Annotated in this window: 24 protein-coding genes; 12 read left to right on the top strand and 12 right to left on the bottom strand. The window is 43.3% G+C overall.

Features of this window, described 5'->3' with window-relative positions; genetic code table 11:
* The first annotated feature begins 54 nt into the window (after positions 1–54).
* Positions 55–213, top strand: coding sequence for a hypothetical protein (locus DC094_RS22090; protein WP_158527269.1), 159 nt, complete (start codon positions 55–57; stop codon positions 211–213).
* A 78-nt stretch (positions 214–291) separates the two neighbouring features.
* Positions 292–921: a TetR/AcrR family transcriptional regulator gene (locus DC094_RS08695; protein ID WP_116686719.1), complete on the top strand. Its 630-nt coding sequence runs from the start codon at positions 292–294 to the stop codon at positions 919–921.
* Between the two features lie 205 nt (positions 922–1,126).
* On the opposite strand, the gene DC094_RS08690 is transcribed toward DC094_RS08695, so the two are convergent.
* Positions 1,127–2,044 (bottom strand): hydrogen peroxide-inducible genes activator, encoded by a 918-nt coding sequence (locus DC094_RS08690; RefSeq protein WP_116686718.1) that lies wholly within the window; start codon positions 2,042–2,044, stop codon positions 1,127–1,129.
* Between the two features lie 243 nt (positions 2,045–2,287).
* Here DC094_RS08690 and DC094_RS08685 point away from each other — a divergent pair, with 243 nt between their 5' ends.
* The gene (locus DC094_RS08685) at positions 2,288–3,802 is read left to right on the top strand and encodes an MATE family efflux transporter (RefSeq protein WP_116686717.1); all 1,515 of its coding nucleotides are present in this window, start codon (positions 2,288–2,290) and stop codon (positions 3,800–3,802) included.
* Positions 3,803–3,809: 7 nt separating this feature from the next.
* Here DC094_RS08685 and DC094_RS08680 read toward each other — a convergent pair whose 3' ends face one another.
* Both DC094_RS08680 and DC094_RS22850 read right to left on the bottom strand, forming a co-directional pair.
* Positions 3,810–4,262, bottom strand: coding sequence for an Lrp/AsnC family transcriptional regulator (locus tag DC094_RS08680; protein ID WP_116686716.1), 453 nt, complete (start codon positions 4,260–4,262; stop codon positions 3,810–3,812).
* Positions 4,263–4,412: 150 nt separating this feature from the next.
* Positions 4,413–4,619, bottom strand: coding sequence for a Rid family hydrolase (locus tag DC094_RS22850; RefSeq protein WP_206605617.1), 207 nt, complete (start codon positions 4,617–4,619; stop codon positions 4,413–4,415).
* 521 nt (positions 4,620–5,140) lie between these two features.
* Between DC094_RS22850 and DC094_RS08670 the strand changes: the two genes are divergently transcribed.
* The 3 genes from DC094_RS08670 to DC094_RS08660 all read left to right on the top strand — a co-directional run bounded on the left by DC094_RS08670 (position 5,141) and on the right by DC094_RS08660 (position 8,818).
* The gene (locus tag DC094_RS08670) at positions 5,141–6,445 is read left to right on the top strand and encodes an L-cysteine desulfidase family protein (RefSeq protein ID WP_241503996.1); all 1,305 of its coding nucleotides are present in this window, start codon (positions 5,141–5,143) and stop codon (positions 6,443–6,445) included.
* Positions 6,446–6,719: 274 nt separating this feature from the next.
* A complete protein-coding gene (locus DC094_RS08665) occupies positions 6,720–7,454 on the top strand; it encodes a gamma-glutamyl-gamma-aminobutyrate hydrolase family protein (protein WP_116686715.1) in 735 nt (244 codons plus the stop codon).
* Between the two features lie 95 nt (positions 7,455–7,549).
* Positions 7,550–8,818 (top strand): MFS transporter, encoded by a 1,269-nt coding sequence (locus DC094_RS08660; RefSeq protein WP_116686714.1) that lies wholly within the window; start codon positions 7,550–7,552, stop codon positions 8,816–8,818.
* 195 nt (positions 8,819–9,013) lie between these two features.
* On the opposite strand, the gene DC094_RS08655 is transcribed toward DC094_RS08660, so the two are convergent.
* The 5 genes from DC094_RS08655 to ftsY form a co-directional block, all read right to left on the bottom strand.
* A complete protein-coding gene (locus DC094_RS08655) occupies positions 9,014–10,561 on the bottom strand; it encodes a hypothetical protein (protein WP_116686713.1) in 1,548 nt (515 codons plus the stop codon).
* A 109-nt stretch (positions 10,562–10,670) separates the two neighbouring features.
* Positions 10,671–11,531 (bottom strand): RNA polymerase sigma factor RpoH, encoded by an 861-nt coding sequence (rpoH, locus tag DC094_RS08650; RefSeq protein WP_116686712.1) that lies wholly within the window; start codon positions 11,529–11,531, stop codon positions 10,671–10,673.
* 156 nt (positions 11,532–11,687) lie between these two features.
* Positions 11,688–12,746, bottom strand: a complete 1,059-nt coding sequence (ftsX, locus tag DC094_RS08645) for a permease-like cell division protein FtsX (RefSeq protein WP_116686711.1) — start codon at positions 12,744–12,746, stop codon at positions 11,688–11,690.
* Complete coding sequence (gene ftsE, locus DC094_RS08640) at positions 12,743–13,480, bottom strand: cell division ATP-binding protein FtsE (RefSeq protein WP_116686710.1); 738 nt, start codon at positions 13,478–13,480, stop codon at positions 12,743–12,745. Before ftsE ends, ftsX begins: the two co-directional genes overlap by 4 nt.
* On the bottom strand, positions 13,480–15,348 hold the full coding sequence (ftsY, locus tag DC094_RS22845) for a signal recognition particle-docking protein FtsY (protein ID WP_116686709.1): 1,869 nt from the start codon (positions 15,346–15,348) through the stop codon (positions 13,480–13,482). Before ftsY ends, ftsE begins: the two co-directional genes overlap by 1 nt.
* A 197-nt stretch (positions 15,349–15,545) precedes the next feature.
* Here ftsY and rsmD point away from each other — a divergent pair, with 197 nt between their 5' ends.
* From rsmD to DC094_RS08620, 3 genes are all read left to right on the top strand, one after another.
* A complete protein-coding gene (gene rsmD, locus DC094_RS08630; protein WP_116686708.1) occupies positions 15,546–16,151 on the top strand; it encodes a 16S rRNA (guanine(966)-N(2))-methyltransferase RsmD in 606 nt (201 codons plus the stop codon).
* 81 nt (positions 16,152–16,232) lie between these two features.
* Positions 16,233–17,018, top strand: coding sequence for an SDR family NAD(P)-dependent oxidoreductase (locus DC094_RS08625; protein WP_116686707.1), 786 nt, complete (start codon positions 16,233–16,235; stop codon positions 17,016–17,018).
* Complete coding sequence (locus DC094_RS08620; protein WP_116686706.1) at positions 17,018–17,329, top strand: hypothetical protein; 312 nt, start codon at positions 17,018–17,020, stop codon at positions 17,327–17,329. The genes DC094_RS08625 and DC094_RS08620 overlap by 1 nt, the downstream gene beginning before the upstream one ends.
* A 129-nt stretch (positions 17,330–17,458) precedes the next feature.
* Here DC094_RS08620 and DC094_RS08615 read toward each other — a convergent pair whose 3' ends face one another.
* Positions 17,459–17,902: a PaaI family thioesterase gene (locus DC094_RS08615; RefSeq protein ID WP_116686705.1), complete on the bottom strand. Its 444-nt coding sequence runs from the start codon at positions 17,900–17,902 to the stop codon at positions 17,459–17,461.
* Entirely contained in the window at positions 17,899–18,444 is a 546-nt protein-coding gene (locus DC094_RS08610; protein WP_116686704.1) for a PaaI family thioesterase, read from the bottom strand. Before DC094_RS08610 ends, DC094_RS08615 begins: the two co-directional genes overlap by 4 nt.
* A gap of 162 nt (positions 18,445–18,606) precedes the next feature.
* On the opposite strand from DC094_RS08610, the gene DC094_RS08605 reads away from it, so the two are divergent.
* Positions 18,607–19,251, top strand: a complete 645-nt coding sequence (locus DC094_RS08605) for a TetR/AcrR family transcriptional regulator (RefSeq protein WP_116686703.1) — start codon at positions 18,607–18,609, stop codon at positions 19,249–19,251.
* 65 nt (positions 19,252–19,316) lie between these two features.
* Positions 19,317–20,036 carry a TetR/AcrR family transcriptional regulator gene (locus DC094_RS08600; protein WP_158527268.1) on the top strand — a complete coding sequence of 240 codons (720 nt, stop codon included), beginning with the start codon at positions 19,317–19,319 and terminating at the stop codon, positions 20,034–20,036.
* A 34-nt stretch (positions 20,037–20,070) separates the two neighbouring features.
* On the opposite strand, the gene DC094_RS08595 is transcribed toward DC094_RS08600, so the two are convergent.
* The gene (locus DC094_RS08595; RefSeq protein ID WP_116686701.1) at positions 20,071–20,265 is read right to left on the bottom strand and encodes a hypothetical protein; all 195 of its coding nucleotides are present in this window, start codon (positions 20,263–20,265) and stop codon (positions 20,071–20,073) included.
* 286 nt (positions 20,266–20,551) lie between these two features.
* Between DC094_RS08595 and DC094_RS08590 the strand changes: the two genes are divergently transcribed.
* Positions 20,552–20,893 carry a PilZ domain-containing protein gene (locus DC094_RS08590; protein ID WP_116686700.1) on the top strand — a complete coding sequence of 114 codons (342 nt, stop codon included), beginning with the start codon at positions 20,552–20,554 and terminating at the stop codon, positions 20,891–20,893.
* Positions 20,894–21,051: 158 nt separating this feature from the next.
* Here DC094_RS08590 and DC094_RS08585 read toward each other — a convergent pair whose 3' ends face one another.
* Positions 21,052–21,312, bottom strand: a complete 261-nt coding sequence (locus DC094_RS08585) for a DUF4404 family protein (protein WP_116686699.1) — start codon at positions 21,310–21,312, stop codon at positions 21,052–21,054.
* Positions 21,313–21,650: the final 338 nt, after the last annotated feature.

The following is a 21,650-nucleotide window of genomic DNA, read 5'->3' as shown; positions in this document are numbered from 1 at the left end:
TAAAACAATGATTAAAAGGCTGTCTCGTTGTATCTGCTGTAAAGGATTATACCCATGCCTAGAAGGAATCGCGCCCCCGCCACTGGTATTTCAATTGACTCAGCATCTGGTGATGGACAGCTGATGAAAGCATCCCGTGTTAAGCGAACTAGTCGAGCCCATGCCAGCCTTAAAGCTACCCAGAGGAAGTCTCATAATTCACGCTATAGATAAAACCATTGGTCACAAGTGTTTGTTGCTTGAGTGTGCTTGGGCTAATCTGGCTGAATTGATCTTTTTCTATATGAAGCGATGAGTCAAAACAGACCAGATAGCCTGGGCGCCAGAGCGATTCTTCAAACCGCGACCCAAATGTTTGCCCGTGAAGGTTATGCAGGTGTCTCGATGAACCGACTAGCCACTGAGGCAGGTGTTAGCAAAGCCAATATTTTTCACCATTTTTCCAACAAAGAAGCGCTCTATCTAGCGGTGCTAGAAATGGCCTGTGAGAGTGCTTCAGACGTTATGGATAGCACGCCTATTCCAGAAAATTCGACTTTTGAAGAGCGAATTACCCTACTGCACTGCGGGTTTTTAGCATCGCTGGAGCAAAATCCTGATAGCACGCGTTTAATGACCCGAGAGCTTGGTCGAGCAGGTTTATCGGCTGCTAACGTACCGGCAGAAAAGGTTATTGCTCAGTTTGATATTCGCTTTATTCGCTTTATTAAATTACTGACGGCTGGCCAGCAAGCTGGATTATTGCGAGAAGATATCGACCCTGCATTGCTAGCTACCTTAATGGTCAGTAGCAATATGTTTTTCTTCCAGAGTAAGTCGGCACTCAATGCAATGACTGGGCTAGATTTTGCTAAAGACTCACAAGGCTTTGCCCGGGGTGTGATGGATATTTTAATTCATGGCATTGTTCCCAAGAGTTAAAGCACTCAAGCGCGAAGCTAAATTGAATTAAAAAACGCCAAACTGATTTCAGTTTGGCGTTTTATTTCCAGGGATGGAATGTATACCGCAAGGAGGAACTCACATGGATGTGAGGAATGCAGATAATGCCGGGAGCAATTATCTGCCAGGATGCCGGCGCGACGATTTCCAGAGACGGAATTTATCTTTTAAAGAAGCATCACTGCTAGCTAGCCGTTTTTAAGTCGGCAATCGGCTCACATTGTAAAATGGCCTTGCGAACTACTTCGATGGCTTGTGGTCGTGGAAAACTACTTCGCCATGCTAGTGCAACGACTCGGCTAGGCTTAGGGTCGCAGAAAGGTCGAGCCACTAACAAATTGGTATCGTACTGGCCTTCGCCCAACGCAGAACTTGGCAAAATTGTCACGCCCATGCCAGAAGCAACCATATGACGCAGGGTTTCTAGCGAAGTGCCTTCAACTTTGGTATGGGTGCTATCGAGCACTTGTCGGCTAGGGCAAACTTCTAATACCTGATCACGGAAGCAATGGCCTTCACCGAGCAGTAATAAGTTTTCTTTGCTCATATCTTCAGCGTTAACCAACTCTTTTTTGCACAGGCTGTGATCTTGCGGCAATAGTGCCTCAAAGGGCTCTTGGTACAGCGGCATCACTTCTACGCCTTGCTCTTCAAATGGCAGAGCAATCAAAATGACGTCCAGCTCACCACGGCGCAGTTTCACCCGCAAATTAGCAGTAAAATCTTCTTGCAGAATCATCGGCATTTGCGGTGCCATGGCACGCAGATTGGGAATTAGGCTAGGTAAAATATATGGCCCAATGGTGTAGATGGCACCTAAACGTAATGGGCCTGCCAGTGGATCTTTAGCAGTAAAAGCGATCTGTTTGATGTTTTCACTCTCAGATAATACTCGGGCGGCTTGTTCAACAATTCGCTCGCCAATATCGGTAATTCTGACTTCGCTTTTACCACGTTCAAATAGCGTAATACCCAGCTCTTCTTCCAGTTTTTTCACCGCTACACTCAAGGTGGGCTGGCTGACAAAGCAGGCTTCTGCTGCGCGACCAAAATGCGCTTCTCTGGCAACGGCGACGATGTATTTCAGTTCTGTCAGGGTCATAAATATGTCTCGATGTGGCGGCGGCTGTTATGATCCGCATCTCTGGTTGGCAGTGTTCAACTTAGCTAGGCCTAATTGTCAGAGACAAATATTTCGATGCCTAGTTTCCAAGGTTTCAACCTGCTGAACTGCACCATCAATCTTAGCTGAAAACCATCAGGAAAGCGTTATCTGATTGGATTTAACTATGAACAACCTATCAGTTTTAAAGTCATTTTTTATCTTAGTCATCGGAGCCGTATTTTGACCCAACCTCGTTTTGTACAAGGTTCGACCATGCGCCATGTTATTGCCATGAGCATGAGCGGAGCGATGGGTCTTACAACGCTATTTTTGGTCGATATGCTGGATCTGTTTTTTCTCAGTTTGTTGGGTGAAGACTTTCTAGCCGCAGCAGTTGGTTACGCTTCAACCATATTATTCTTAACCACTTCAATCAGTATTGGTTTATCCATCGCAACCACTGCCACAGTTTCTCGGGCATTGGGTGAGCGTAATCGAGGTAAAGCCAACCGGTTAATGATTAATGCGGTTGCCTTGGCAATTATCGTTAGCTGCTTGGTGGCATTAGTGACTTGGCTGATGATTCCACAGCTACTTTCATGGGTGGGTGCCCAAGGTGAAGTGCACCGACTGGCCGAGTCTTATCTGAAAATCATCATTCCTTCCATGCCGCTTTTAGCGCTGGCAATGAGTTTTGGTGCCGGATTACGCGCAGTTGGTGATGCCAAGTTGTCGATGAACTCATCATTGGCCGGCGGTGCGGTGAATGCCATGTTAGATCCGGTGTTTATCTTTGCTTTCTCGATGGGGATAGAAGGTGCGGCCATTGCATCAGTATTAGCACGACTGACCATGATGCTGGTATCGGCTTATGGCGTGGTGGTTAAGCACGGCTTAATTGGTAGATTTATTCCGGCACATTTCCAAAGAGATTTACCCTTTATCCTAAAAGTGGCGCTACCAGCAATGGCGACCAATTTGGCAACACCGATTAGCTCGGCATTTGTCACCCGTTCAATTGCTGAATATGGCGATGGCTTTGTTGCGGGTTATGCAATTGTTGGACGGTTGATTCCGGTTTCTTTTGGTGTGGTGTTTGCACTGTCTGGGGCGATTGGCCCAATCATTGGCCAAAACTTTGGTGCTAATTTAATGCCGAGAGTTCGCCAGAGTTTGAAAGATGCTTATCTATTTTCTGGTATTTATATTGTCTCTGTCTCGATCTTGTTATTGCTACTGCAAGACCAAATTGCAGGCTTGTTCAATGCCCAAGGAAATGCGGCGCAACTAGTGCAATTTTTCTGTAGCTATATTGCGATCAGTTTTCTGTTTAATGCGTTTTTGTTTGTCTCGAATGCGGCATTTAATAATTTGGGTAAAGCGACCTGGTCAACAGGGTTAAACTGGGCGAGAGCAACGCTAGGCACCATTCCATTTGTAGTAATTGGCTCGCAGATGGCAGGTGCATATGGCGTGTTAGCAGGCCAAGCAATCGGTGGCATTATCTTTGCTATTATCGCTATGGTATTGGCAATGCGGCATATCACCAGTCTGGAAAACAAACTGGCCGAAGTACCGATGGTGGTCAAAGCACCATTGCTGGAAGAGCAGCAAGAAGCTGCCGAGCAAGAATCATTACCTTGCACTCTAAACCCACAATCTTCCGACTCAGCACAGCTGTGCCAATTGGCCGAAGAGGCCGAGTTTGAAGGTGAACTTCGCGCTGAAAAGTTGGCGCAAGAAAGGGTGGGTTAGTTTGAAATTACAAAGGCAGCGCCGTGGTGTATTTCATTTGCTCCATAGCAAAGCTGGAAGATACCTTGGTTAAATCGGGAATCGCCTTGATCAGTTTTTTATAGAAGCGGTCGAAAGCGTGAATATCCTGAACCACCACTCGCATCATATAGTCCCAGTCGCCTGCCATTCGGTAGAGCTCAACCACTTCTTTGAAGTTACTTGCCTTGTCAGAAAAATTGTTCATCCACTTTTCAGTGTGATTACCACTTTTCACCTGAACAAAAACAGACAGTGGCAAATCGACCTTATCCTGATCAATCAAAGCAACTTGCTGCTTAATGACACCGCTTTCCTTGAGTTTTTGTACACGTTTCCAGCAAGGGCTAGGTGACAGATCGACCTGCTCAGCCAATGCATTTAGCGACAAGGTGCAGTCTTGCTGAAGTGAGGCAAGAATTTTCTTATCTTTGCTATCCATGGTAAAAAACTTCTTAAATCGGCTATTTGTCAGAATGTTATTCTAGTTTTATTCGAAAAAAAGCATTTTAAGAGGATCTTTTGATCTAAGTAGCACCTTATAAAAGTAAGAGACCAGTTTCCGGGAGGTCGCTGATCTCTTACGGCCTATCTAACTTTTATGTGTGATGGCTTCGATTTCAGCTTTGACGCCTAGCGGCAAAGTTTTAACAGCAAAGCAGCTTCTTGCCGGGTACTTTTCCTGAAAATACTCGTTATACACAGTATTGAACGCCGCAAAGTCTTCGATATTAGATAAAAAACAGTTTGTTTTTAAATACTTGTTAAGCCGCCACCGCCACCGCCACCGCCAGCACAGCGTTTAAGTTTTCTAATGCTTGATAAGATTGAGCAATAATATCTTGGGGAATACTTCCGTTATCAGCTTTGTTGATTGGCAGTTGACCAGATGTGAAAGTAAATCGACAAAAGAAGTGCTGTGAGAATATGGCCTGATAGCTTCAGGTGCTAATTCTTAATTAATTATTTTTTCATGTCTGATCAAGTCTTTAACTATTTTTAAATAAAAGCTATAGAAAATAATTTTTATCCTATGGCCTTTGAAAATAAAAGTTTTGATTTGAGTCATGAGTGATTTTATTGGGTAAGCACATAGGTTTTGTTTCATTCTTCAGAAAAAATTACGATCGAATATCATTCCATCTAGCTGCATCTTTATAATGTGTGTTTTTAGCGTTTTTTGTGTGTTTATCTTGTTAGAGTAAATTTTTCTTATTTATAGTGGTTTTAAAGAATTATTTTCTGTTTGATTGCGATGATCAAGCAATATTTAAGCAGATTTTTCTGAAGTGCTTTGGCTAAAATTGTTTGCAGATTTTGATGAAGACCGAGAAAAAACCTATGTGGCATGAGACTTGGAACGGCTATATTGCATTGTTGAAGCAGAAAGTACTGCCCGCACTGGGTTGTACCGAGCCTGTCTCGACCGCGCTGGCTGCTGCTTATGCTGCAGAGTTACTCGGTAAAACGCCTGAAATACTGGAAATATATGTTAGCGGCAACCTATTGAAAAATGGAATGGGTGTTGGCATTCCGGGAACCGGTGAAGTCGGCTTGCCGATTGCTGCTGCATTGGGCGCGCTAGGTGGTGACTCACAACAAGGTTTACAGGTTTTATCCAGTGTAAATGAAGTGCTTCTAGCCTCTGCCAAGCAGATGGTTCTAGACGGTAAAGTTACAATTTCTGTTAAAGAAACTGATTCGGTATTATATTCCGAAGTCATTGCTTATTCCGGTGACGATAAGGCGCGCGTCATTATTAAAGATGACCATACGCAAGTCACACTAAAGCAATTAAACGACAAAATTGTATTTTCAGAACAGAATGGTGCCAGTGGTTTTGGCTCGACTACTTCAAATAACCCAGTATTGTCTATTGCAGATATTTACCAGTTCGCAACTACTGCAGATTTAGATAAATTGCAATTCATTAATCAATCTGCTGAATTAAACAAAGCATTATCTGATGACGGACTTAATAAAGAATATGGACTGCAAGTGGGTAGAACCATGCAGAAAAATATTACTAAGGGTTGGTTAAGTGATGATTTAGCAATATCGGCGATGATGCGTTCATCTGCGGCATCTGATGCGCGTATGGATGGTGCGATGCTACCTGCAATGAGTAATTCTGGCAGTGGTAATCAAGGTATTGCAGCAACCATGCCGGTCGTTGCGGTTGCCGAAAAGATTAATGCAACCGAAGAGCAGTTAACTCGAGCATTAATACTGAGCCACTTATCATCAATTCATATTAAATCTCATTTAAATTCACTATCTGCATTGTGTGCGGCAACGACTGCTGGTACTGGCTCTAGTGCAGCTATTGCCTGGCTACTAGGCGGAAAATTACCAGAAGTAGAAAATGCTATTTTTAATATGTTCGGTGATGTATCAGGTATTTTCTGTGATGGTGCTAAAACCGGTTGTTCTTTAAAAGTATCCACGTCAGCGTCGTCAGCGGTGAAAGCCGCACTGATGGCAATTGATGGTATTCGCGTCACATGCAATGAAGGCATTATTGAACAGTGTATTGAAAAAAGTATCGATAATATCGGGCTGATTGCAAGCAATGCGATGCAAGAGACTGATAAGATGATTATTGAAATAATGAATAGTAAATAGCATTAACTTTTTATTTCGACCCGTTGTAACAAACTTTGCCACCATAGTTTTCTATGGTGGTTTTTTTTGTTCTTAGAAAATAAGTTAAATCAATTAAATGCTTCTATTTATGATAAATTTGATTGACTGCTGTCAAGAGTGAAACTTGTTATGCCTGTAATATCGGATTGTGAGTATGTTGTGGGACGTCTTATATTTAAGTTCATGGCATCGTGACCCGGATCATATTTCTATCCCATATGATTTAAGCAACTTTTATGTTCAGGATTTTTAAGTGAAACCAATTATTGGAATTACAATAGATGAAAGCGGGTATCTGAGAGGCCTACAGTCAAAGATTAATAGTGGTTATGGTCACGCCATAAGTGCTGCTGGTGCAACACCGCTGCTTTTACAAATTATGCACTCTCCTAAAGAACATGCAGAAACTATCGCAAAAACACTGGATGGCCTGGTAATAACAGGTGGTGAAAGCAATATTTATCCATTGTTATGTGGAAGTAAAATTTCTGAGCATACCGATTATTTGTATCCTCTGCGTGATTATTGGGAACATGAGCTAATTAGAGCTTTCATAAAAGAAAACAAACCAATTATGGGTATTTGCCGGGGAATGCAACAGCTAAATGTATTCTTTGGCGGTGACTTGTATTTCAATCTTCATAAAGAAGTAGAAGGCTCTGCAGGGCATTGGGCGGGGGATACGCCTATGAAATATGCAGCTCATTCTATTGAGATTTTAGAAAAAACAAGATTTTTTGATATCGCTGGTTCTGACTCGGCACTTGTTAATTCTTTTCATTATCAGGCGATTGATAAGCTGGCTAAAGATCTGAAAGTATCAGCCTATTCAGAAGATAAAATTATTGAAGCAATCGAACACATTGATGCTGAAAAATATATTTCTGGCTATCAATTTCATCCAGAAATGATGGTGGATGATAACTTGGTTTGTAAAAGAATATTTACGGATTTTATTGAAAACATTAGTGCCAGAAAAGAAAGTTAACTCAAAAACTGCGGTTTAGCATAGCTGATTTTCGATGTTGGTTGAGCTGTAGTTGAGTTTTCAGGCACTTAACTTTTGAATCTTTGGGGGATTCGATGACTAGTTCAAAAGCTCGCACAGGGCTGTTTGACCAAAAGATGATGTTCAAGCTGGCAACGTTATGCTTGGGTGGTGGTAATATTTACATGCTGGTATATATGCGCGGCATGTTTTATGACCAAATTGTAGAAGGCATGGGTTTAACCAATACCCAGTTCGGCGATATGATGGGCTTGTATGGTTTAACTACCATGGTTCTATATCTGGTGGGCGGTATTGTTGCAGATAAATTATCTGCGAGAAAAGTACTGGTTGCTAGTTATATCTTAACCGGTGTTTGTGGATTTATTTACTCTACATTACCGTCATACGAAGTAGGCATGGGCTTGCACTTTGTTTGGGGTGTTGCACATACCTTAATTTTCTGGGCATCGTACATTAAATTGACTCGTTCTTTGGGTGACTCTGAAGTACAGGGACGTTTGTTCGGCTTCTTAGAAGGCGGTCGCGCACTTTCCATCACAATGGTTTCTGCGATTGCAGGTTTATTATTCTCAGTATTCGATAGCCCAGAAGCTGGCTTACAAGCAGTTATTCTGACTTATTCTGTCACCAATATTATTGCGGCAGTATTGACCTGGTTCCAATTCGAGGATACCGCACCAACTAAAGACAATAGAGACCTGATTAAAAACCTAGGTGTGGTAGTTCGCATGCCTCAGGCTTGGATTATTGGCTTTATGGTGATGGCAATTATGGCAACTAATGGTGGCCAACATTACACCACGCCATACATGAAAAACATTCTTGGAATTAGCGGTGGCCTAGTTATTATGCTTGGCTTTATGCGCAGCTATGCAATCAAGCCAATTTTTGCACCTCTACTGGGCATTATTACTGATAAAGTTAACTCGCCATCTCGCGTACTAAGCTGGGCATTTGGCCTGTTATGTATCGTATGGGTCGGTATTTTAACAATCGGTGCTGGCAACCATACTGTGTTTATCGCTTTGTTGGTATTCCTTGGCATTAGTGTTGCAGCACTGCGTGGTGTTTACTTTGCAACGATTGAAGAATGTAAAGTTCCAATGGAATATACCGGTGCATTTATCGGCTTTATTTGTACCATTGGTATGGCACCGGACGCTTTCTTGTCACCATTAATTGGTCGTATCTTGGATGCAAATCCAGGTGCTAAAGGCTTTGAAATGGCATTTATGATTATTTTAGGGTTTAGTGTTCTTGGTCTGGTAATGTCTACCGCATTAAGAATGTATAACGGTAAAAAAGTTAAGCAATTAGAAGCTGCTGAAGCTTCTGCATAATTGAATAAGTAAAGCGCTAGTATATTCGGCTAGTGCTTTTTTCACTTAAACGGATTGCGCAAAAAAAAGCCCGCTATATGGCGGGCTTTTTTATAATCTTGAAATAACCATTAATAATCTGAGGGTTGCTGGTAATCAAACAATACAAAAAACTGATGCGATGATCGTGAAAATAACGAATTAAAATATAGATGCCTAGTTTTCAGAAGCAGAAAAGTAATCTCCATCATCACTATCAAAACTGCTTTGAGCTGGATAATAAATGTCGCGATCTTCATGACGAATAAATCCAGGCTCGGCATCAGTTGTCAACCAGCTTTCAGTATCCATAAATGTTTTATGTATTTCAAGACGATCTCTATATTGTATCGCTACGAGCTTTAAATTATTCATAAATTTAATATCGAAGACATGCCCTGAAGTATGTATTTTTCTAATAAAAATTCTATGTTCTATTGACCAGATTGACATGATATTTTTAATGCAACAAACAGCAACTAATGTCTTTGTATCGTCAATTGATATTCTATAAATTGAACCATGCATTGTTTCAATGTAATATTTTGAGTTAAGTCTTTCATCTGCTGCTTCTCCCCAATCTTCTGCATCAGAATCTCTCTGATTTAGAATGGAATTTTTGGGGCTGATTTTCATGGATATTTCGCCCGAGATCGTTCCTACACAATACTCAAGAAATCGATCATTAGAATATCCAGGTTTTGGTGTGGTCAAACAAGTTATCTTGCTCTTCAGGTCGAGTTCTTCATCAAGATAAAAATTGCACAAGGATTTTTGTAATGGCAAATCAGAAGTAGTTTCTAGTTTTTTTCCAAAAGTATTTGCTGCATCTGCTGCGGAGTATGCCAGTAAAGTGCTTTTTTTTGCCAGTAGAGTAGTTCTGCCATACTGTTCTAGCATAAAATCTTTGAATGGAATTTCGTATTCTAGAGATGTATCTTGCGAGGATTCAATGTAGCTAAGAGTATCATTTTTCATATATAAAATTCCGACAATCTCATCGCTAAAAGAAATTTCGGTTGGTATGGAACAAAGATCTAAATAATTTCTTTGCTCCATATATTTTCCTTTTAGTATTAATATCTTCCCTTGTTTATCAGCTACTAAAACTAGTATCTGGGAATCAGAATCAGGATTATTAACTCTTATCAGAACAATATCAGACATTTCGTTGTCATATTTTATTTTTTTTGTTTTGTTTTTTTCTAAGTCATGTTTAATTAGTTGTCCATTCCCCAACGAAGCAAATAGCAGATTAAATTTTTCAACGAAACTCATGTGGATTGGATAGTCAGAATAGAGTACAACTTGGCTTTCATGCTCGAGCGGAGTTTTAAGAAGTTGATATGTTGTGCCAATTTTTATCGCAGAAAAAAAAGCGGCTTTCTTGTTAATAAAAATCTTAGGTTCATGGTGCTCAACAGATTCAAAACAGATACAAAACTTGTTTTTAGAAAATCGTTTGGTGAATTGGTTTTTTAGATATAAAGCTCTGGTTGTCTCTGTAGAAAAATTTTCTGTAGATGCATTGAAATATTCAAGGTGTTTATAGTGATCAGGTTCAAGCGTGTAATCACTGAAGCATGCCAGCATTGCAGGTTTTATGGATGCTCTTATAGACTTTGATGTGGCGCCAAGCTTTGCAATCGATACATGATCTAGAAATTTTATAATATGGCTAAGGACGCTTGGATCAGATAATAGATTGGCAGGAATACCAGGCATGGCATAGATCCTTCTATAAGTATGTAAAACTCCTTTGTAACCTAGTCTAGAAAAAAACCGGTAATCTTTCGATTACCGGTTTTTTTAATTTGTGATTAAGTAGACGGGTTTATGCAGGCTGCATTGCCACTCTAATTTTCTTCATCGCATTCTTTTCTAACTGGCGAATACGCTCAGCAGATACGCCATATTTGTCAGCTAATTCATGCAAGGTAGCTTTCTTATCTTGCAACCAACGGCTGGTCAAAATGTCTTGGCTACGCTCATCCAATGCTTTCATGGCTGAGATGAGTGCGTTGTTATTCTGAGATTCCAAGTCGTCGTGTTCAGCACGTAACGCAGGATCTTCAGATTGGTCGCCTAACCATTGAGACGGTGCATAGGCATAAGAGTCGTCGTCGCCATCATCGCCGTAGCCATCAAAGCCAGCATCAACCGCCGCCATGCGCTGTTCCATTTCTAGAACGGTTTTTGGTTGAACACCTAAGGTTTCTGCAACGATTTGAACTTCTTTATGGGTAAACCAGCCCAAACGTTTCTTACTGGAGCGCAGATTAAAGAATAATTTCCGCTGTGCCTTGGTGGTTGCCACCTTAACAATGCGCCAGTTACGCAAAATAAATTCGTGAATTTCCGCCTTAATCCAGTGAACCGCGAAAGAAACTAAACGTACCCCATGGTCTGGGTCGAAACGCTTAACCGCTTTCATCAGGCCAACATTACCTTCCTGAACCAGATCAGATTGTGCCAAGCCATAGCCGGAATAACCGCGAGCTACATGGACTACAAAACGCAGGTGGGAAAGAATTAATTGGCGGGCAGCATCGATATCTTCGTCGGCAACTAAGCGACGAGACAGAGACTGCTCTTCCTCCAGTGTTAAAACCGGCACTTGGTTTACATGCTGGATATAGGCTTCGAGGCTACCCTTCGGGACCGAAAAGGCTAATGCTGGAAGATTTGGTTTCATGGTAATAATGCGCTCCTGATTTTTACCAGTTCTTAAACGCTAAGCGTCGGGATTCTAGCACCCGACTTCTAAGACTGCCAGTTTATGTCACGGTTCCCTTGCGGTAAGTTCGATTCCATTTTTGCATCGAAGATGATTGAAACGACCTGCAAAAGCTTAGCTAGGCTGGATTTCTTTAAGATGACGTCTGACAGCTAACCATGCGCCAATTAGCCCTAAACCGCCACCGGTGAGAAGTAATTTCACAGTTTCTGCAAAGTTAAGTCCCTGCAAACTAAAACTGGATGCATACAAACTCGCCAGTGCTGCTGCTGGGCCATCGAGCCATAGCAGTGAGATATGAACCGCTAGCCAGGCGATAATCGCGCCGCCTAGTCCGTACCAAATGCCACTGTATAAAAATGGTCGGCGCAGGAAAGCATCGCTAGCACCGATCAATTTAATGATCTCAATTTCTTCACGACGGTTCATGATCAACAGCCTAATGGTATTGCCGATCACCAGTAACACCGCCAGCGATAAAAGTACCCCTAGCACCAACCCAGAACGACGCGCCACTTCAATAATCGAGTTCAAACGCATCAGCCATTGCTGGTCGAGTTGAATTCGGTCAACTGGATTGAGTAGTGCCAAATCAGACTTTAGCTTTTCAGCCGCCGCTAAATTGCTGGTATTTGCTGGTTGAATGGTAATTAAACCGGGCAGTGGATTGTGGTCGAGAATCGCCAATGCATCGGCCAAGCCTGACTCTTGTTTAAAACTTTCTAGCGATTGTTGGGCGCTGGTGAATTCAGCACTAAAAATATCTGGTCGGCTAGCCAGTTTTAAACTGAGCTTTTCAGCGGCGTTGTCGCTGACATAGCTTTTCAGGTAGATAGAAATTTTTGCGCTCTGTTGCCAGTCAGTGGTTGCTGCGCCGGTATTTTTCAGTAGAAGGTGAAATGCACCGGGTAACGAAAGTGCAACGCCAAGTACCAGCAAGGTCATTAATGCTGACACTGGATGACGCCAGAGATCGCCAAGGCTAGAAAATGCTGCCTGGCCGTGGGCGTTGCCCCAGCCTTTCAAGCGAGAAATCAGCCCATGCTTTTGTAGGCTGGCACCACGGTGTGAATCTTTTTTAGCTTCGGTTTTCTTAGCGTCCGCTTTGCTAGGTTCTGGTTGGCTAGCAAATGTGGTGGCAGATCGACCTTTTGAGTTGTCTAGTTTACTCATAAGACCGCCTGCTGATTGCTAATTTGGCCGGAAGTATCGTTGGTAGTATTCGTGCCGGTATCAACAGAGCCGATTTGATCTGGAGTGATAATACTGCCTTGGCTGAGCACTAACTGACGACAAGGTAGCGTTTCAATTAAGGCCAAATCGTGGCTTGCGATTAACACGCTAACACCGACTCGGTTGAACTCCTGAAACAGCTGCATGATTTCTGCCGAAAGCCCAGGGTCAAGGTTGCCGGTAGGTTCGTCAGCCAATAGCACCGGTGGTTTGCTAACCACTGCGCGGGCAATGCCGACTCGTTGTTGTTCACCACCAGAAAGGGTTGAAGGTGAGTATTTTTCTTTACTCAACAAGCCAACTTTATCTAAGGCAGCTCGGGTGCGCCGGCCAATTTCTTTCTGGTTTAAACCTTCAATAACCAAAGGCAGAGCGACATTGTCGAATACCGAGCGGTCATTAAGCAGTTTATGATTTTGAAAAATCATACCAATTTGCCGTCGTAACGATGGTATCTGCCGGTCGGTGATTTTGCTCAGGTTATAACCGCCCACCAGCAAGGTGCCGCTGGTGGGTCGCTCGATCAAACAGACCAGTTTCAACAGAGTTGATTTACCTGCCCCAGAATGGCCCGTGACAAAAGCCATTTCACCATTTTCCAGGGCGAAGCTGACATTATTCAGCGCCTGATAGCCGCCGGGATAACTCTTGCTTACCTGTTGAAACTCGATCATTAAGTGGTTTCTTCTTCGGTTCTTATTTCAGTGCCTTCAAACAATGCCTCAACAAACTCATCGGCCTTGAAGGGGCGAAGATCTTCAATGGTTTCACCTACGCCAATAAAGCGAATCGGCAAGCCCATTTTTTTGGCGATCGCAAATACAATACCGCCTTTAGCGGTGCCATCAAGCTTGGTTAAGGTTAAACCGGTTACCCCAACAGATTTATGGAATTGCTCTGCTTGATTGATCGCATTCTGACCGATACCTGAATCGAGGACTAACATCACTTCATGCGGTGCGCCGCCATCTTGTTTACCCAAAACTCGGTGGATTTTCTTTAATTCTTCCATCAAATTCGATTGAGTGTGCAAGCGACCGGCCGTATCGCAGATCAGAACATCGATTCCCTTCGACTTGGCTGACTGTAGCGCATCAAAACAAACTGAAGCGGAATCGGCACCAGTCTGCTGAGCCACAACCGGTACATTGTTTCGCTCGCCCCACACCTGTAACTGTTCAACAGCGGCGGCGCGGAAGGTATCGCCGGCAGCCAACATGACTGACTTGCCTTCGCTTTGGAAACGCTTGGCCATTTTGCCGATGGTGGTGGTTTTACCCGCACCATTAATGCCGACCATTAAAATCACATGCGGCTTCAAGCTGCTATCAATTTCCAATGGCTGAGATACTGGCTCGATAATCTCTTGCAGTAACTGCTTGAGAGTATTCATCAAGGCTTCGGCATCTTTCAGCTCGTTGCGCGCTACTTTTTTAGTCAGCTGACTGATGATATCCATCGTGGCATCGACACCAATATCTGCGGTTAGCAGTTGGGTTTCGATTTCTTCCAATAGATCATCATCGATCTTGCGCTTGCCCATCACTACGCTGGCCAAGCCTTCTGCAAGGTTGGCGCGAGTGCGGCTTAAACCATCTTTTAATCGACCAAAAAAGCCACGTTTTTTAGGCTTTTTTTGCTCGGCTGCTGCTTGTTCGGCTGCGGCTTGCTCGGCTGCTGCTTGCTCGGCTGCTGCTTGTTCGGCTGCGGCTTGCTCGGCTGCGGCTTGCTCGGCTGCGGCTTGTTCAGCTGCTGCTTGTTCAGCTGCTGCTTGCTCGGCTGCTGCTTGTTCGGCTGCTGCTTGTTCGGCTGCGGCTTGCTCGGCTGCTGCTTGCTCGGCTGCTGCTTGCTCGGCTGCGGCTTGTTCAGCTGCGGCTTGTTCAGCTGCTGCTTGCTCGGCTGCTGCTTGTTCGGCTGCGGCTTGCTCGGCTGCTGCTTGCTCGGCTGCTGCTTGTTCGGCTGCGGCTTGTTCAGCTGCTGCTTGTTCGGCTGCTGCTTGCTCGGCTGCGGCTTGTTCAGCTGCGGCTTGTTCAGCAACTTTTCGGGTTAGCTCGTTATCGCGAGACTCACCGGCAACCAAAGGCAATGCGGCAATTTCAATCTCTTCAATTTCTGACTCAGTACCTGCTGGTAATTCGATTGAAGAAGGCTCTGCCTGCTCGGTTGCTGGAGCAAACATATCCCGCAAATCGCCGACCGAAGATTCGATGCTTTGAATATCGGCGCGAGTCAGTTCGATGGTTTCATCTTCTGATTCGAGTTCTTCAAGCTGTTGCTGTTCAGCTGCTGCTTTGAGAAGTACCGTATCCTGAATTTGATGATCATCATTATCAGAATGAATGGCTTCAGCTGGCTGATTTTCAATTTGAGTATCAACCGCTGTTTCAACAGGTAGAGCATCAACAGAAGTAATTTCTGGTGACGCTTCAACGGCTGCTTCTACTTCAGCGATTGGCTCAGGGGCTTGCTCTGGTTTGTCTTTTCTAAACCAGGAAAACAGACCACCTTTTTTCTTTGTTTTGTCCTTTCCGGAACCGAACATGGGACTGCTCCGTGCAATTGTTGGCCAAGCCAACAAGTAAAAAAATTTGGGTAAATGGATGGTTTAGTTGCAAGCTTTGCAACCGATAAAGCTTTTTAGTGCCCTAGGCGGAGTTTGGCTACCAGTTTGGCGCGACAGTCCGTTGCAGAGGTACTAGAATGCCGCATCCTATCATTCCCAGAAGATCCGGGTAAGAGATGAAACGCAAGCCCTTGAAGGGAGGCGCTGCAAAAGGCGCCCAAAATCAGTCGCAAGGACAGCTTCGAATTATTGCTGGCCGCTGGCGTGGCCGTAAATTGAGCTTTCCGGCATTACCTGGCGTTAGGCCAACACCTGACCGGGTACGAGAAACTTTGTTTAACTGGCTGCAATTTCAGTTGGATAATGCCCAGTGCCTAGATTTATTTGCCGGAAGCGGTGCTTTAGGGCTTGAAGCTTTATCCCGAGGGGTGGCGAATTGCCAGTTTGTAGAAGCATCTGGCCCAATGAGTCAAGCCTTGCAAGGCCATGTAAAAACACTTAATTGCTCACAGGCCAAAATCGCCACAGCAGATTGCTTAAAATGGCTCGACCAACCCGCGAGCCAGCAGTTTGATTTAGTCATGCTCGATCCGCCTTACCACAAGGGTTTTGCCGAACCTACTTGCCAGCTGCTGCAAGACAAAGGTTGGTTAACTGGAAAATCGATGATTTATGTCGAAGTTGAAACCGAACTGGGCCAACCAGTAGTGCCCGTTGGTTGGCAATTACATCGCCAAACTTCTGCAGGGCAAGTTTCTGGCTGGTTATTTAACCAGAGTTAAACGGCGTTGAATCTCAGGCAGCTTTTGTTACTAATACGATTTAGCATTTCTCAAATTTTTAAAATAACCAGGTAAATAAAAATGATAAAAACAACCCTGATTACCGGTGCTTCATCTGGCATTGGAAAAGCATTCGCAGAATTATGTGCACAGCGTGGAGACAAGGTTATTCTGGTAGCGCGAAATACCCAGCGGCTTGAACAACTAGCTGAGCAGTTACAGAAAAAATACAACTGTCATTGCCAAGTTTTGCCATGTGATTTGGCTAAAGCAGATGCTGCAGATACCTTGTTTGAACAACTGAAAACTGACAATTTAATGCCAGATGTATTAATTAACAATGCCGGTATGGGGGTTTCTGGAGCATTTGTTGCAAATGATTTCCAAAAAGAAACCAATCAATTGCATTTAAATGTAACTACGCCAACATTATTATGCCATCGAATTGGCAAGATAATGGCCGAGAAAAGTGCTGGTGAAATTTTAAATGTTGCTTCGGTTGCAGCTTATCAGAGCGGGCCGTTCATGGCCGGTTATTATGCGTCAAAATCGCATGTGTTGTCTTTATCAGTTGCATTGCATCATGAGTTAAAAAAATCTGGTGTCACTGTAACGGCCTTGTGTCCAGGCCCAGTACAAACTGAATTTTTTGAACGATCCGAAATAACTTCAGTACGATTATCACAATCACCTTTAATGATGCAGCCAGCGCAAGTTGCTAAAATTGGCATGGCTGCTTTATCAAATAAAAAATCCCATGTTATTGCAGGAAAAATAAACTGGGTTTTAGCGCAATCAATTCGTCTTGCCACTCGAAATATGGCAGCCAGAATTTCTGGTTTAATTAATCAAGGAGTAAAAGCTTGATGCACGATTTCTTTAAACCTTCAGGAAAATTACTCGGTCGTTTCTTTTGGATTGTTGTTTTGTTTTGGTTGGCGGTTGGTTTCTCGCCATTTATGTCGCCAGACATCGGCAGCAAAATTGGTTGGGCAGGTTTAATTGTTGGCGGATTGCATGCACTAGAAGCACTAATGATTTTAGCGTTTGGTAAAAAGCACTTGCAACAACCAGCACGAGATTTAGCGCTAATTCTGGTTTTTGGTGGCTTTAGATTAATCCCGATGATGAAAGAATCATTAGCTAGGCAAATTGCTGAACATAAAAAGCAGGCATAAGCATCGTAGATATAGCAACTAGTAAAAACGTGATAACAGAGCAGACTCAACAAAAGTCTGCCCTGTGTAAATAACTAAACGCTATTTGAGTTATCAAACCATTTGTAGGTTTGATTGGCTCAAAACAATTTACTGGTCAACTGGTGTCAGTATGTAATGGGTGCGAGCGGTAGCGATTGGCTTATCCGGATCATCTTGCCAGATCTGAGTCATCACGTTGGCAACTCGCCGCCCATGCCGCACTACCTCACATTTTGCATGAGTGGTAATAGGCCGCCCAGAACGCAAATAATCGACCGAAGTATCAACCACCCGCGGTAAGCTATTGGTTTGCATATGCCATAACAAATGAATCGTCGAAGACAACTCCATAAAACCACCCAAAACACCGCCATGCAATGCAGGTAACGCACTGTTACCAATGTTCTCATCTTTGAACGGCATGTGAAATAAAAGTGCATCTTGCTGCCGTTCAAATTCAATGCCAATCAGGCTGGCATAAGGGATTAGCTGATATAGCGGCGAAAAGTCATTGTTTTGCTGCACCTGTCGAATAATCTCTAACGCATTCATTGTTTTAACTCCGGCGCCTTGTTCAGTGTTGCGATAGGTGCTTCATCGGGCTGTTTTTGTGGCTGCTGCCGAGTTTTCACCATATTTCCATTGCTGCTTGAAGCGCGCATAAAGCTGGCAACGCCATGGGCAATAGGTTTTTGTGGATCGTCTTGATAGGCAACGCCGCGAACGAATGCAATTGAATTAGTTAGCCGATAGCACTCGGCCATACAAAAAATGTCTCTGTGGCCTTCTGAGGGCTTCATATGATCAATTCTAAGGTCGAGTGTGGCGAACGCTTCAGGTTTTGGAAGTGCGCATAACACAGCTGACCCACACACCGTATCAAGAAGTGTTGTTATTACACCACCAGCCAATGCACCTGTTTGGCTATTTCCGACCATTTCATACCGCCAAGGCATTTTAATGATCACTCTATTCCTGACAGCATGAACTATTTGCATTCCCAGTGTCTGAGAATGAGGAATAGCGCTTAGAAATTGATTGCACAACGAGTGAAAGTCCGAAGTGTTTAGTAAGGGCGTTTTTGCTTCTGACATTTTTGTCAACCTCTTATTCCGACTGGTCAGTCAGTTAGGCGGTAAAGATGCTACTAAACCGGGCACCGGTCAAGATGGTGCCTGTTATCGGATAATCCTTGCCCTGATTAGGGGAATCGTGGCTATTCATAACTTTTGTCCGGGAGCAAAGAGAAAATAAAAATGATTAAGACTCAGGTTAGAGCAGTTCCATCACAAAATCGTAGCCGTGAGCGGGTGGATTTGATCCTGCGGTGTACAGTGGATGTTATCTGTGAAGTGGGAGTTAATGGTGCAAAGACGAGTGAAATCGCGCGTAGAGCGGGAATTTCTCTAGCTTCTTTGTATCGGTATTTCCCTAATAAATCATCAATTATCGGCATGTTGGCTGAGCAATATCTGGAAGAATTGCACACCTTTTTGTATCAATTTATTGAAGATTTTAAACTGCAAGAAATCGATCAGTTGATTGAAAAGTCGTTTAGTTTTTACCTTGAAAAAAGAGGGTTTGTTGAAATTCTCAAAGGTATGGGCTCAATGCCAGAATTGGCTGAAATTAAAAAGCGTGATCGAGAACTGGTTGCCCTCACTATGCAACAGGCTGCAGTTGCTAGGTATGGTGATGTAACAGCAGAAGAAGTTTATCCTGCATGCTGGTTAATCAGTGAAATGATGTTTTATCTGTGTCAGCAAGCAACCAATCAGGGTCCAGAAAAGCGGATGGAGCTTTTTAAAGAATTAAAACTGATGATACGTGGTTTTGTATTAACTCGAATGAGTGAACTGTCGCCTGCTTTTGCACGTGATTTACAAACTTTTTCAGAATAAGTTTTAAGCTTTAAACAAATGTTAATCATAAAACATTTTTTAACTCTAGATAGCAGGTGACCAGAGTGAACAGTTCCACAGAATCGTCGATACAAACTGACGGGTACGCAGAAACACTAGATCGCAATCGGGTGAGAGCTCTGCCTTCGCAAGCGCGAAGCAAAGAACGCGTTGATCTGATTTTGCGTTGTACTGTAGAAATTATTTGTGAAGTGGGGGTTAACGGTGCAAAAACCAGTGAAATTGCTCGGCGTGCCGGAATTTCGCTAGCGTCTCTTTATCGCTATTTTCCTAATAAAACGGCAATTGTTGCAACCCTTGCTGACCGGTATTTTCAGGAACTGAGAAACTACTTATCCAGCTTTCTTGAAAATTTCGATTTGCAGCAAATTGGTAATTTGATCGATGAATTATCAGATTTTTATCGAAACAAACCTGGCTTCGTAGAAATTTTGCGTGGCATAGGTTCAATGCCAGAATTGAAAGAACAGCAAGAACAAGATCGTAAAATGGCAGCTGAAGCCATTCAAAAAGCAGTGACTAAATTATATCCACACCTAGCTGGCCCAGACATTAGCATGGCGTGCTGGATGATTTCAGATGCCGTGGTTCATATGCTGCAGCAATCTCAGCAAATGCCTCCAGAGCAGGTGGAGTATATGTTGAAAGAGTTAAAGCTAATGATAAGTTGTTACGCCATGGCCCGATTGGGTGGCATGAATAAGGCTGACGTTCCTCAAGTGCCTTTATCTCAGGTAAATTCTGCAGATAACGCACTGGCCTAATCAAACTGATTAGACCAATATTTGCCCTAGCCGATTAAGCTCGGTTGGGGCAAGTTGCTTCATAATGAATCCACTTGGCGATAAAGATAACGCTAGCCAAACCCCAGATCGCCGCCGCTGGAATACCCCATATTTCATAAAATACCCAGCAAACTACGCTTGCTGAAAAAAGCACCATCATGACCAACTCAAGTGCTGCGGTATGCAGCAGTTTTAGAAATTTCGGCATTAGAATTTAATTTTTGCAGCTTAGAGATGCGCTGATTCTAACAGCTCATTTAGCGGAATGCATCTGATTCTTATTTACCTATTTATCATAAGGTTTTGCTGATTACTCGATCTAGGTAATGGAGTGAGTAAGCTGGCTATAACTTTGCTTGTGAAATAGATCATTTGAAGCAGCAGAATGATACTGATACTGTGATCTGGCGCGGTACGAATATGCCGAACAACGGCTATAAATATTCCAACAGATTAAATTAGCTAACTTGATCAGTAGGTCAGGAGAACAAGCAATGGATCAGGATCGACGTCAAACCGGTCGTCAGGTAATTTCAGAGCGGTTGTTCGTGCATGTAGATGGCAAAGTATTCAGTACTCACAGTGTTGATATGAGTCGGGAAGGCCTGTGCATCAATGCACGAATGCCGCTAGAACCCCATACCACAGTGGAATTGATTATTGGTTGGCCAGGGCAGCAACGAAAGTATTACCTTCAAGGCGATATTCGTTGGTGCCGTGATGAAGAAGGGCAGCACCGAATGGGTGTTGAGATTGATGTCAAAGCGACAGAAGATGGCGCAGACTGGCAAGCATTATTTGCTGAACTAATGAGTGATGCAGCTAACGATCAGTAGCTATATATGCCCTTGTAAATATCCACACCGGTACTCTGTCGCTCTGTGGTATGCATTATATTTTCAAAGAAAAGGCCGTAGCATCTTTCGATGTCACGGCCTTTTTTTATTAAATTGTCATTAGCCAAACAGTTGTTGATGGCTTTGATGGTAATGTTTTAAATGCCCATCTTGCTCAAGCTATCGGTAATCTGACGAAACAGTCCGGCGGCAGTGGGGTGCTGTTGCTCAAATTCTGCAGCCATTCTTCTCATACCATCCAGCCACTCATCGCTTACTTCTACAGGGTGCTGTTGGCTGTCTAGTGTTTGCTGGATTTCAGATAGGGAAATCTCAATTCGCTCACGAGCCTGAGAGTCTTCAAGGGTATCAAGAGCAGACTGAAGTTGGCCGACCAGTTGTTTCAATTTGTTGTCCATAGAACCACTCCTCGCTGATGCTGTGGCTTTAGTATAAGCCGCATTGTTCTCAGAACAATAGGAGAATCGGTTGTTGATGGTTTGGTAGGTAGCTTGTCATCGGGCGGGTCTCAAATTATTACTGCAGATTTAATTACTAACATTTATGGCAGTTTGGGTTTTAAACTATTTGTTGATGGTCTGATGGCTGATCAAAGAACTAATAACCTACAGGTTTTACCCGTAACGGGGCTCTGCAATACTGATTTTATACCGAATTGTTAAAACACAGGTTATTCATATCAATTAATAAAAAAATAGGTTGCGGCCTGTTTTTTTATGCCGATAGCTTAAGGGGT

It is taken from the genome of Pelagibaculum spongiae, assembly GCF_003097315.1.
In the GTDB taxonomy this organism is placed as follows: Bacteria; Pseudomonadota; Gammaproteobacteria; order Enterobacterales; family Pelagibaculaceae; genus Pelagibaculum; species Pelagibaculum spongiae.
Note: the sequence above shows the minus strand (reverse complement) of the source record. Positions and strands in the feature narration are given on the sequence as shown.